Origin of the sequence: Catonella sp. (assembly GCF_052169795.1) — a bacterium.
Lineage (GTDB): Bacteria > Bacillota > Clostridia > Lachnospirales > Lachnospiraceae > Catonella.
This window is the reverse complement of the sequence record NZ_JBQNBU010000058.1, coordinates 1-12,512: the sequence shown is the minus strand read 5'-3', so window position 1 is coordinate 12,512 and position 12,512 is coordinate 1. Positions and strand designations below refer to the sequence as shown.

The window sequence follows — 12,512 nt, the reverse complement described above, 5'->3', positions numbered from 1 at the left end:
CTTAGGAACTGCTAAATTTAAATTTATTACTTTATTTTCCTGCAAATCCTGTCTTACATTCCCAAGCCTTCTCCGCATCAAAGACTTATGCTCGTAAATAAGGACTGGGAGTTTTTCTACCTGCTTTTCTTTTGCAAATTTAGTTGAATTCTTAAAATCCTTTATCCTTCTTTTAATTCTTTCTTTCCATAAGGAAATTTCATATGTAAATGGAGAAATTTCACAAAATAGTTTTCGTTTCTTCATTATTCACCTCATAGGTATTATATTTATTAAGATTATACTGTTATTTATTGGAAAAAGACAAGGGTGAGAGATTCAAATAATTTTCTTTTGCAATTGGATATTATAAGAGTTTGTTCTAACTTCTTTACTCTTTTTGCCATAATAAAAGGCCTCATATGATTTATATTTTATCATAGAAGGCCTATCGCTTAATAGTTATTTATAGAAAAAGATTCACATGCTCGGTTAGATAACTACATGCACAACATTGGACAAAGTTCTCACAAAAACTTTTGACCACCGCACTTTTATTTTATAAATATTATATATTACCAGATATTTTTAAGTTTATATTAGGGTTATACTTATATAAACGTCGTTTTAATCGTTCTAAGCCTACATCACCTTCAATCTGCTTTATAAAGCCTATTTTCCCAATCAATCTTAGCCGTGAATAGAACAAGTATTCTGAACTGTCTTGCTGACTCGATTTTTTCTTTTTTTCTTTATCATAATCAATATACTCTTTAGCAACATTATTAATATATGTCTTACCTAGCGACAATAAATTGCCTTCTTTTTTATGGATAATATTTATCCCAAGATATCTAAAAAAAGTATGCCTTTCATCAAAATTAATGTGCCTGCTTTTCTTTTCATTAATCTTTAAGCTATTTTTTAACAATAATTTTTTTATAGATAAATTGAAGACATCATATTCTGTTTTCTGAATCGGTTTATGTGACGATATTAAGATATCATCTGCATACCTTGTGTATACATAACCTAAACCTATAGTTATAGTATTTAATTCGAGATCAATATCTTTCATATACATGTCTGATAAAAGTGGTGATGTAACAAAACCTAATGGTATTTTTCCTTTATACGAACAAGCAAGTATTATTTCTTCCAAAAGACTGCGCTTTGTTTTTTCCATCTCAAGCTCACTCATCATTTTTGAAATAAGTTTTTTAATAGAAATACTATCAAAGAATTTTTTAATATCATATTTTATAAATCCATTACTACTTAAATGCTTTATAACACAAGTTTTTATGCTCTCTCCTTGTTTGTATGCAAACGAGTTACCACTAAAACTATACACTCTTTTTAAACACTTACTAATCCACTCATGTAATTTTCGAGCTTTTTCACCATTTTCATCTTCTCGGTACTTAACAATATCTCTTTTTTTCCTTGAGGTTTTTATCTGTATTGTTTCAAAAAACAAGTCAGGTTCATTATTTATTTTCTTTATAAGCTCAAATGATTCTTGCCAAATATTAATAACATCATGTAAATGTTCATCTGCAGAATATCGATTAATAATTTTACCTAAAGGGTTTTTAAATAATTGTATTGTACCATAATCAGAGTGCTTATTAAAAACATATAAAAACTTAACGATATGCTTTAAAAGTCTATCATTTTGTTTTTGCTCCAAAATTGTATGAAACGAAATTCCTGAAGGTTTTATCATTTTATAGGAATTCTTTTTATTAATCAAATTAAAAAAGGCATTCTGCGTCTGTAACTCAATTCTTTTTAAATTATTTTCATCAAATTTTTTATCTTTGTTAGTAAAAAAACTCTCGTATTCACAGGCTAGTATAGAAAGAGTAACATAAAAAAGCAACTTGATAGATACTTTTATTTGCAAATGATTGTTATTACTCGAATAGCAAATTTCAAATGAATTCCGTGGCATATCAGTAGACTCAATAACATTTAAAGCTATTTGAGAATTGGATTTTATTAAATCACCATCACTATCAATGGCTCTTTTAATGTTAAAAGGTAGTTTATTGTTAACAAAAGAATAAAACTCTACTATGTAATCTGTCGCAATCGCATTTCTCCTTATACCAGGTCGATATTCCAAAACCTTTATCATATCCGGCTTTGATTTTAATGCTATTTCTTTTACAAAAAAACCGACATTACCTTTATTGTAAATATCATCTGATTTTGGTATTAACACTTGAATCTTATTTTCAAAAGCACTACTGGCAAACATACCTAGTTCAGCTGCACTAGACAATGTATCCATAAAGATGTATGTTTTTACAGAAATATCTGCACATATTTCTTCCATCAGTTGAAGACTTATTTGGGGATCATCTATGTTCTTCACTGTAAGAAAATCATCAATTATCAGTGGCAAAATATTATTCTTATATCTTTCTAATATTGCTTTTTTAAGAATATTTCTTCTATCTCCCTGATCGGTTTTCAAATAAAAAGGACCACAAAGAAAAACAATTGGACGTTCAATTTCTATCTGTTCCAGTAATATATATTCATTCATGTTATATAAAAAAGAATCCTACAGTGAGAAAGAAATTAAGGAATTGATGTAGTGAGCCCCGTGAGCTTATGCGGCGAACGGGATAGCGAGCGGAATCAAACCCTTAAGTTCTTTTTCACTCTTCCACCAACTAAGCACATCTCAACTTTTAATACTCCTTATTTCTACTTCGTCATCGACGAATACTAGGATTCTATAGACATTATACTGTCTTTTTCTCCTTTCGTCAAATAATATTTTTTGAATTTTTCGTTATTTTTATATTGAACTGTTTTTCCGTCATATTTAAATTTTTTTTCTTCCTCATCATAAACCCAGCCTTTTTCTGTTAATATTTGATTATTTTGTTCTACATCAATAAGAGTTATCAAAAGCCTTATTATTCCATTTTTATAATCTTTATTTTTTCTTCTACTTCCAAACAATGAATTGCTTTTTTCTTGTATCAGATTAAGCAATATAAAAAGTGTTTTGTAATCAACTTGTTCAGAACCATCTTCTACTTCAATCTTCTCATTTTCATCAGGAATAACACTCTTTTTCATTTCATATTCAATATCCTCATATTTAAAGATACATCTATATTTCGAATCAATCTGCTTTTGTAAAAGACTATTCACATAGTCCTTCCCTTCCCTTACTGCCATTAAATGTAAAAGGTTATACAATTCATACACTGAATAATATGCATTTTGATTATTACCAATCAAGAAAAAAAAGTAATCTTGTGCACTTACTTGAACCCCAAATTCCATATCTTCAATACTAATTTTTCTTACCAGCCTATATCCCTCGCGGACTAAATAGCCTCTTTTTCTGTAACCACTAATCTCTCTTTTCCGATCTGTTCGTAATATAGTAAGAAAATCTGCCATTTTCTCCATTTGATACTATTCCCCGCTTTCATTTTTAATAGAATCAGTATAAAATAATCTTATTCATATCGTAATTTGTTTTAGGCTCTTACAAAAATCAATATAATAAAATCTTAATTAACAATAGTACTTATTAAGTGTTTGTAGATATATTCACCTAATTATATTCTATTACCTACATCTTTTTAATCAATTTATTCCTTGAGTTTCCATATTTTATCAATATTTTTATTTTCTCTTAAATTGTCTTCAAATTTTTGTAATATTACATTTTTTAGATAAATTTAAACTTCTAATGACTTACTACAAATTAATGTAAAAATACAGAGAGCCGAAGCCCTCTGTACCTAACATATCTTATTTAATTATTTAGCCTTCTTCTCTGCAATAGCAGCCTGTGCTGCTGCAAGTCTTGCTACAGGCACACGGAAAGGTGAGCAGGATACATAGTCAAGACCGATCTTGTGGCAGAACTCAACTGATGAAGGATCTCCACCATGCTCTCCACAGATACCGATGTGAAGCTTCTCGTTAACAGGCTTACCAAGCTTGATAGCCATCTCCATAAGCTTACCAACACCGTTCTGGTCAAGTTTTGCAAATGGATCGTTCTCGAAAATCTTTGTATCATAGTAAGCATTAAGGAACTTACCTGCATCATCACGAGAGAAACCGAATGTCATCTGAGTAAGGTCGTTAGTACCGAAGCAGAAGAAATCAGCTTCCTTAGCTACTTCATCAGCTGTAAGGCAAGCACGAGGAATTTCCATCATTGTACCTACCTCATAGTGAAGGTCTGCACCTGCTGCTGCAATTTCAGCATCTGCTGTCTCTACAACTACCTTCTTAACGAACTTAAGCTCTTTAACTTCACTTGTAAGAGGAATCATAATCTCCGGAACTACCTTCCAGTCAGGATGCTTCTTCTGTACGTTGATAGCTGCACGGATAACAGCCTTTGTCTGCATCTTAGCAATTTCAGGATAGGTAACTGCAAGACGAAGTCCTCTGTGTCCCATCATAGGGTTGAACTCGTGTAGGCTTGTAATTATATCCTTAATTGCCTGAACGCTCTTACCCTGTGCATCTGCAAGCTTCTGAATCTCTTCCTCTGTTGTAGGAACGAACTCGTGAAGAGGTGGATCAAGGAAACGGATAGTAACAGGTGTTCCCTCAAGTGCCTCATAAAGCTGCTCGAAATCTCCCTGCTGATATGGAAGAATCTTCTCAAGAGCTGCTTCTCTTCCTTCTACTGTATCTGAACAAATCATCTCTCTGAATGCTGCAATTCTGTCAGCCTCAAAGAACATATGCTCTGTACGGCAAAGACCGATACCTTCTGCACCAAGCTCACGAGCCTTCTTAGCATCTGCAGGAGTATCTGCATTTGTCCTAACTCTAAGTCTTCTATACTTATCTGCCCAAGCCATGATTCTGCCGAACTCACCAGCGATAGTAGCATCAACTGTTGGGATTAAGCCTTCATAGATATTACCTGTTGTACCGTCGATAGATATTTCATCTCCCTCGTTAAATGTCTTGCCGCCAAGAGTAAACTTCTTGTTAGCCTCATCCATAACGATATCGCCACAACCGGATACACAGCAAGTACCCATACCACGAGCAACAACTGCTGCGTGAGATGTCATACCACCACGAACTGTAAGGATACCCTGAGCAGACTTCATACCTGAAATATCTTCTGGAGATGTCTCAAGACGAACAAGAACTACCTTCTCACCACGCTCAGCCCAAGCTACTGCATCATCTGCTGTAAATACAGCCTTACCACAAGCAGCGCCAGGAGATGCTCCAAGACCTTTTCCAAGTGGTGTAGCAGCCTTAAGTGCCTTAGCATCGAACTGTGGGTGAAGAAGAGTATCAAGGTTACGAGGGTCAATCATAGCAACTGCCTCTTCCTCTGTTCTCATTCCCTCATCTACAAGGTCACAAGCTATCTTAAGAGCAGCCTGAGCTGTTCTCTTACCGTTTCTTGTCTGAAGCATATAAAGCTTACCATGTTCAACTGTAAACTCCATATCCTGCATATCTCTATAGTGATCCTCAAGAGTCTTGCAAACTTCATTGAACTCTTTGAAAGCCTCTGGGAATTTATTTGCCATCTCATTGATGTGCATAGGTGTACGAACACCGGCAACAACATCCTCACCCTGTGCATTTGTAAGGAATTCACCGAAAAGTCCCTTAGCTCCTGTGGCAGGATCTCTTGTAAATGCAACACCAGTACCGCAGTCATCACCCATGTTACCGAAAGCCATAGACTGTACGTTTACAGCAGTTCCCCATGAATAAGGGATATCGTTGTCACGACGGTAAACATTTGCACGAGGATTATCCCATGAACGGAATACTGCCTGCACTGCTCCAAGAAGCTGTTCCTTTGGATCTGTAGGGAAGTCCTTGCCAATCTTTGACTTGTACTCATCCTTGAACTGACCTGCAAGTTTCTTAAGGTCCTCAGCTGTAAGGTCTACGTCCTGAGTAACTCCCTTTTCTTTCTTCATCTCGTCGATAAGCTCTTCAAAATACTTCTTACCAACTTCCATAACTACGTCAGAATACATCTGAATAAATCTTCTATAGCAGTCCCAAGCCCAACGAGGATTTCCTGACTTCTCAGCCATTACATTTACAACGTCCTCATTAAGACCTAAGTTAAGGATTGTATCCATCATACCAGGCATAGAAGCTCTTGCGCCTGAACGAACTGAAACAAGGAGAGGATTCTCATGATCACCGAATTTCTTTCCTGTGATGCCTTCGAGCTTTGTTATATGCTCATCAATCTGGCTGATAATCTCATCATTGATTTTCTTTCCATCCTCATAATACTGTGTACAAGCTTCTGTAGTTACAGTGAAGCCCTGAGGTACCGGAAGTCCAATGTTTGTCATTTCCGCAAGGTTAGCACCCTTACCACCAAGAAGCTCACGCATCTCAGCTTTTCCTTCAGTGAATAAATATACCCACTTTCTTGCCATTATAATTTCCTCCTGTTGTTACTCCGATTAAGACTTAATACACAAATAAGTGCATAAAGAACATGCACTCTAAGTTATAATTCAAGCCCTATTCAGATAAGTTTATACTAACTTTTTAATTATGCCGATTAAAAATCTGCACTTTATTGTATTTTACCACATTTAAAGCCCACTGTCATTATTTTTTGTTACAAAACCTTGCTATAATTAAAGGTTCATTTTCAATCATCTTTGGTGATATTTGCTAAAAAGCTCTTTATTTTACTTTAAAAAATAAAGTATCTGTGCAAAGTGAAACATAAAGCTCACTTATTTCTTTTTGCACAGATACTAATCAGTTATAGCAATTTTTGTATAATATGCTATTTCATTTCGTTATGGAAAAGTCAGGATAATATTTTTCTATAACATCAGCCACCACCATCGATTTTTTCTCTATGAAATGCCTGCAGTATATTTCCGTAAAATTATCAAATTCTACATTTTCAAATAAGTTAAAATAATCAATTACAGCAACAACTTCAACAGAGACTTCTTCTCCGTAAGCATTTGTATACTTATTGGCTGGTATTTTCTTTGCAAAATATTCTAACAGTTCTTCTGGTGATGTTTCTTCAAAAAAATCATCTTCAAGCTCACACAAAACAACGCTCTCTTCAAAGATTTTTGCATCATCTTCAGATACATAGTTTTCTATTTTGCATTCTTTTAACAATACTACACTGTACTTTTCCATAACTATTTTTTAATCAAAAGCGACTTTCCAGTCATTTCTTCAGGCTGTGGTATTCCCATAAGCTCAAGCATAGTAGGAATGATGTCACAGAGCTTTCCGCCTTCTGCCAAATCATACTCCTCTCCTGCATTTACAAGGATGAAAGGTACAGGGTTGGTTGTATGTGCTGTCCAAGGGTCGCCTGTCTCATAGTCAATCATCTGCTCTGCATTTCCATGGTCTGCACAGATGAACATAGCACCGTCCACTTCCTTAAGAGCCTCAACCGCCCTTCCTATGCATGCATCAACAGCCTCAATCGCCTTAATTGCAGCATCAAGGACACCTGTATGCCCTACCATGTCAGGGTTTGCAAAGTTACAGATTATAGTATCATATTTCCCACTCTTAATGGCATTTACAAGCCCGTCACAAACTTCATAAGCACTCATTTCAGGCTGTAAGTCATAAGTAGCCACTTTAGGAGATTTAACAAGAATTCTATCTTCTCCAGGGTATGGTTCCTCTACACCGCCGTTAAAGAAGAAGGTAACATGTGCATATTTCTCAGTTTCAGCAGTACGAAGCTGAGTCTTGCCAAGCCTTGACATATACTCTCCAAAAGTATTGTTAATATCAACTTTTTTAAACGCAACTTCTTTATTCGGCATACTCGCATCATAATCTGTAAAGCAGACAAACTTAGTCTTAACTCTTCCACCTTTTCTTTCAAAACCGTCAAAATCATCATTACAAAAAGCTCTTGCAATCTCTCTTGCTCTATCAGGTCGGAAGTTATAGAAGATAATACTGTCATCATTTTTTATTGTAGCTACCGGTTTGCCATCTCTTTCAATGACCGTAGGCACAACAAACTCATCTGTTACATCTGAACCGTAAGAACTTTCTACTGCTACCACAGGGTCTGCCGCAGTATTTCCTTCTCCATAAACCATAGCCTTGTAAGCAAGTTCTACTCTATCCCAACGGTTATCCCTGTCCATAGCATAATAACGCCCCATAACAGATGCAACCTTACCTACTCCTATTTCCTCCATTTTAGCTACAGCATCAGCTACAAAATCTCTTCCACTCTTTGGAGGCGTATCTCTTCCATCAAGGAAACAATGTAAATAAACTTTTTCAAGCCCTGCTTTCTTAGCAAGCTCTAAGATTCCATACATATGTGTATTGTGACTGTGTACACCACCATCTGATAAGAGTCCAAACATATGTAAAGCACTGTTCTTCTCCCTGCAGTTTTCTATGGCAGAAAGAAGTGCTTCATTCTTAAAGAAATCACCATCCTCTATCTCTTTTGTAATTCTTGTAAGTTCCTGATAGATAATCCTTCCTGCACCCATATTCATATGACCTACTTCAGAATTTCCCATCTGTCCATCAGGAAGACCTACTGCCATACCACTTGCATAACCACGTTTCCAAGGATAAGTTTTCATAAGCATATCAAGATTAGGCTTTTTTGCCTGTGCTATTGCATTGTAATCTTCTCTTTCGTTAATACCAAAACCATCCATTATAATAAGAACTACCGGTTTCTTAGACATTGTACCGCTCCTTTCAAGCCTAAATATAAATAAGAAATTTTCGACTAAACAAAAATATTATGAGTTATTATACTATAATTAATGTTAAAACTCAATTATAAAACATAAATTTGCAATAACCCCAATTTATAGACATTGTCCGATTGTTATTCCTTGTTGAACTTTCGTCATTATTATATCCTTATTTTATAAGGTTTTAGTTATAATTGAGGTTGATAAAATGATTAGTTATGATAATTTTTGGAAAACATTAAAAGATAAAAATATTTCTCAATACAGACTGACAGTCTACTACGGAATAAGTAATTCCCAAATAAGCCGGATAAAAAAAGGTGCACATATTACAACAGCAACACTTGATAACTTATGTTCAATATTAGATTGCAGGGTTGAAGACATAATTACCTTTGTGCCTAACGAGCCTGTCTCTAATACTCTTTTTGATGCTGTTGCTGAACAGCCTTCATCCGCTTACAAAGAAGATAATAAGCATTAATCTGCTTGCCTCTGCATATTATCCTCTACACCAAAACACCTGTCACCATGTTCGTATTTTGGGGCAAATTATATTTTGTACATTATTAGATTGTGCACAATTTAATTGTTCGCACTTTACTGTTACCTAATCATTGATGCTTGCTTTCTCTTTTGACATTTGAGCAACAAAGTCTTATCTCCTAGAATTTCAAAAACCTCCCATATGATACTTTTTCCTTCTGGAACCTGTAAGCTCCCTACTAAGCTGTATTTAGAATATACCTTTACTGTATATTTTTCATACTTCCGCCTGAACTATACGTCCGAAGTTAAGTTCATCTTGAAACAATCCATATACGTAGGCAGGGCTTTCCCTGTAAAGTTCTGTTTCGGTATCTGATAACTTATTATACAGTTCTGAATCATATACTCTATCATCTGTTTTTTCTTATCCATAATTAATTCTTCTCCTTCTTGAGTAAGCTTATTGCTCTTTCTGTATGAAAAGAATACTGATTTGTAGTTTCTTTATAAATTACCCCCATTATTTCTACAAATCATTATAATATCATCTATTGCATCATCCATGCTTAATGTATGCTCTATGTCATAATGTTCTTTAATAAATGCAATTCCCTTATATTTATACAGATAATCGAAAGCCTCTTTTTCAGCAATATTAAGTTTGTTTGCGAACTCATTTACACAAACTACAGTATAATTAATTTTCTTTTTCAACTCACTCATTTATTCATATCCCCACTTACATTTGTCTGCTGCAAATATTATTATCTATGTTCCAATTATATCAAACTTAATACTATAATCCAATCATTTATTATCTATAGTTTTCAATGTACAAATATATAAATATATATCAACGGTCAGTGACCTTTGACACCCTAATCCTATTAAACAAAAACAAGACCTTACTCTCATTCCGAGAGTAAGACCTTGTTTCTGTTTATAGCCTATTCTTGTTGCATTTATTTATACTTACTAAGCCAATTATTTACTTCATTATAACCTGAGTAATATCTCTGTGTTGGAACAATTTTCTTATCTCCTCGGATTTCAAAAACCTCCCATATGATACCTTTTTTTCCTTCCGGCACATGGAAGCTTCCTACTAATCCATCTTTAGAGTATACCTTTACTGTAGCATTTGAATAAGACATGTCATAACTTCCATAGTTATCCGAAGCAAAGTTAGTAAAATCAACAACTCCATACTTAAAGTACTTATTGGCATTTAAATCCATAATAGTGACAGTTTCCGGACCATAGCTGTCAGTATCATCGACATCTAAATTGCTATAATAAGCATCTTCTCTTTCTGCATACCACACATGCTGAACTTCATTTTCTACACTTGAATTTCTTGTATAGCTTTCTGTAAACAGGTAGGAATCCAGATCAGAAGTGGTACTTCCCCATGTTAAAACCACCTTAACTTCACCATCTCTTAATGTTTTTGGTGCAAAAAATGAATATGTATTTTCAGCTGAGCTTGTTTTTACAATAAAATTATAATACATTACTTCATAACCGGCTTTATTAATCTCAGCTGTATAAATACCGGGAAGCAGGCTTATTCTTACATTTCCATCATAATCTGCATCTATAGAAGCAATTATATTGCCTGAAGTGTTGTTAAATCCTTCTCTTATTATAATCTTAGCTCCATCAAGCGGAAGCATATTGTATTCATGTTATTATTTCTGAACTAATGAACTGTTTTCTTCTCAATTCACAGTCATTCTTATTTTTGTATACATATTCATCCTCTGCATCTTCCTTTGGCTTTTTACCTTTCGGCATTACAGCATAAGCGATTCCACCACCTATGGCTGCTCCAGCAAGAAGAATAGCTATAATTTTTACAAGATTTTCTTTGTTCATCAAATTGCTCTCCTCATTGTTATTTTTTGATACTTAGTATATTGTAACAGTTATAAGCTTTATCCTCCTCCCTCATATAATTTTCAAACAAAATATAACTTATTTGACATAAGCAGGCTTACAAAAATACTCGCTACTTCCTATTTTTCTTAAGCCGCACAAATTCTGATTGAAAATATGCAATTTTAGTCTTATCTACTCCCTTAGCTGGTAACAAATATCGATTTGTAATTGCATTTATCTCCAAATCATTCCTATAGCTTAACCAATATAAAGGAATTGTGAGCAGGCACAATATAGCAAATATTTTCCATATTGTATCCTGATATGGCAGACTCCAAAACTCCGTTCCTACAGAATATATTCCCGGAATTATATCAATCTTATATTCAAGTGCAGGAATTTCTTTAATTATAAGTGCAGTAAATCCAAAGCACATAGGAAACAAAAACATAAGTCTCGAATATGTCTTAGTAAACCCTACTCTCATTACATTACAAATATTTACAGTAATTAGCCCTGACTCCTTAATTCTCTTATTATTTGCATAACGATAATAATTTCCATTTATAACAATTTTATCCGGAAAAAGAGTGCAAAAGCACTCTTTTCCTGAGATAGTAATATTGGTGTCATTTATCATCTTACTACCTTCTCCTTAAGATTATCCTTTAAAAGGTGGAGCTGACGCTGAAAATCTCTGATTTCAGATATAGGATATGCACTTATATCAAAACCAAAACTTCCTCCTGGAAACGAAACCGTAAATAATGTACTGCGGATGCAAAAATATAATATGAAAAATATTGCCGCAGCACTTAATCCAAATGTAAAAATACTTTCCATATCATACCTGTTAATATAAGCGAAAATTAAAGTGCAAAGTAATATAAATATTGCAGTAATCAGATAGCCCGGTTTTCTCGAATGCATAAAACTTGTGAAAGTAATATCCTCTATCGAGACCACTCCTTCTTCAGTAGTGGATTTCAATTGTTTAATATCTCCAGCATAGTTTTTACCATTATAATAAAAACGCTTTTGAGTAAGAACACCTATCCCCTTGGATATCTGACCTCCTATAAGGAAATTTTGCAGATAATTTGAACCTATACAGGCAATTGTTTGTTCTTCAGAATCTACAAACACCTGATTCCCTTGCTTGTTATACTGAGCTTCTGTTGCAGTATTTCCCATTTCCTGTGAAGGCTGCTGCACCTGAACATCAGATAAATTTCCACCACAACTATTACAAAAATTAGCATCATCATCCATTATCGATGAACACTTCGGACACTGTTTCATTTTTATTTACCTCTTTTCTAAAATTTTATGTATATAACAACTAAAATAGCTATATTTTTCAACTATAAGTTCTACCACTCCTCGTATAATAAGTTTGTAGCCAAGAAAAATCAGGTTACAAACTTTTCTTTT

At 34.2% G+C, this 12,512-nt stretch carries 13 protein-coding genes; 1 reads left to right on the top strand and 12 read right to left on the bottom strand.

Annotated elements, in window-relative coordinates:
- From ACTTKP_RS08805 to gpmI, 6 genes are all read right to left on the bottom strand, one after another.
- A partial coding sequence (locus ACTTKP_RS08805; RefSeq protein ID WP_442553530.1) for a hypothetical protein occupies positions 1-246 on the bottom strand: 246 nt, incomplete at its 3' end.
- 301 nt (positions 247-547) lie between these two features.
- Positions 548-2,536 (bottom strand): reverse transcriptase domain-containing protein, encoded by a 1,989-nt coding sequence (locus ACTTKP_RS08800; RefSeq protein ID WP_442553529.1) that lies wholly within the window; start codon positions 2,534-2,536, stop codon positions 548-550.
- Between the two features lie 185 nt (positions 2,537-2,721).
- Positions 2,722-3,420, bottom strand: a complete 699-nt coding sequence (locus tag ACTTKP_RS08795; protein ID WP_442553528.1) for a hypothetical protein — start codon at positions 3,418-3,420, stop codon at positions 2,722-2,724.
- A 356-nt stretch (positions 3,421-3,776) separates the two neighbouring features.
- A complete protein-coding gene (ppdK, locus tag ACTTKP_RS08790) occupies positions 3,777-6,413 on the bottom strand; it encodes a pyruvate, phosphate dikinase (protein ID WP_442553527.1) in 2,637 nt (878 codons plus the stop codon).
- 367 nt (positions 6,414-6,780) lie between these two features.
- Positions 6,781-7,149: a DUF4288 domain-containing protein gene (locus ACTTKP_RS08785; RefSeq protein ID WP_442553526.1), complete on the bottom strand. Its 369-nt coding sequence runs from the start codon at positions 7,147-7,149 to the stop codon at positions 6,781-6,783.
- Positions 7,150-7,151: 2 nt separating this feature from the next.
- Entirely contained in the window at positions 7,152-8,696 is a 1,545-nt protein-coding gene (gpmI, locus tag ACTTKP_RS08780; RefSeq protein WP_442553525.1) for a 2,3-bisphosphoglycerate-independent phosphoglycerate mutase, read from the bottom strand.
- A 220-nt stretch (positions 8,697-8,916) separates the two neighbouring features.
- Between gpmI and ACTTKP_RS08775 the strand changes: the two genes are divergently transcribed.
- Positions 8,917-9,192: a helix-turn-helix domain-containing protein gene (locus ACTTKP_RS08775; protein ID WP_442553524.1), complete on the top strand. Its 276-nt coding sequence runs from the start codon at positions 8,917-8,919 to the stop codon at positions 9,190-9,192.
- 296 nt (positions 9,193-9,488) lie between these two features.
- Here ACTTKP_RS08775 and ACTTKP_RS08770 read toward each other — a convergent pair whose 3' ends face one another.
- The 6 genes from ACTTKP_RS08770 to ACTTKP_RS08745 form a co-directional block, all read right to left on the bottom strand.
- Complete coding sequence (locus ACTTKP_RS08770) at positions 9,489-9,629, bottom strand: hypothetical protein (protein ID WP_442553523.1); 141 nt, start codon at positions 9,627-9,629, stop codon at positions 9,489-9,491.
- A 72-nt stretch (positions 9,630-9,701) separates the two neighbouring features.
- Positions 9,702-9,920: a DUF3791 domain-containing protein gene (locus ACTTKP_RS08765; RefSeq protein WP_208429821.1), complete on the bottom strand. Its 219-nt coding sequence runs from the start codon at positions 9,918-9,920 to the stop codon at positions 9,702-9,704.
- A 239-nt stretch (positions 9,921-10,159) separates the two neighbouring features.
- Positions 10,160-10,873, bottom strand: a complete 714-nt coding sequence (locus ACTTKP_RS08760) for a hypothetical protein (RefSeq protein WP_442553522.1) — start codon at positions 10,871-10,873, stop codon at positions 10,160-10,162.
- Positions 10,874-10,880: 7 nt separating this feature from the next.
- Positions 10,881-11,075 (bottom strand): hypothetical protein, encoded by a 195-nt coding sequence (locus ACTTKP_RS08755; protein ID WP_442553521.1) that lies wholly within the window; start codon positions 11,073-11,075, stop codon positions 10,881-10,883.
- A gap of 133 nt (positions 11,076-11,208) precedes the next feature.
- Positions 11,209-11,718: a hypothetical protein gene (locus ACTTKP_RS08750; RefSeq protein WP_442553520.1), complete on the bottom strand. Its 510-nt coding sequence runs from the start codon at positions 11,716-11,718 to the stop codon at positions 11,209-11,211.
- On the bottom strand, positions 11,715-12,380 hold the full coding sequence (locus ACTTKP_RS08745; RefSeq protein WP_442553519.1) for a hypothetical protein: 666 nt from the start codon (positions 12,378-12,380) through the stop codon (positions 11,715-11,717). The genes ACTTKP_RS08750 and ACTTKP_RS08745 overlap by 4 nt, the downstream gene beginning before the upstream one ends.
- Positions 12,381-12,512: the final 132 nt, after the last annotated feature.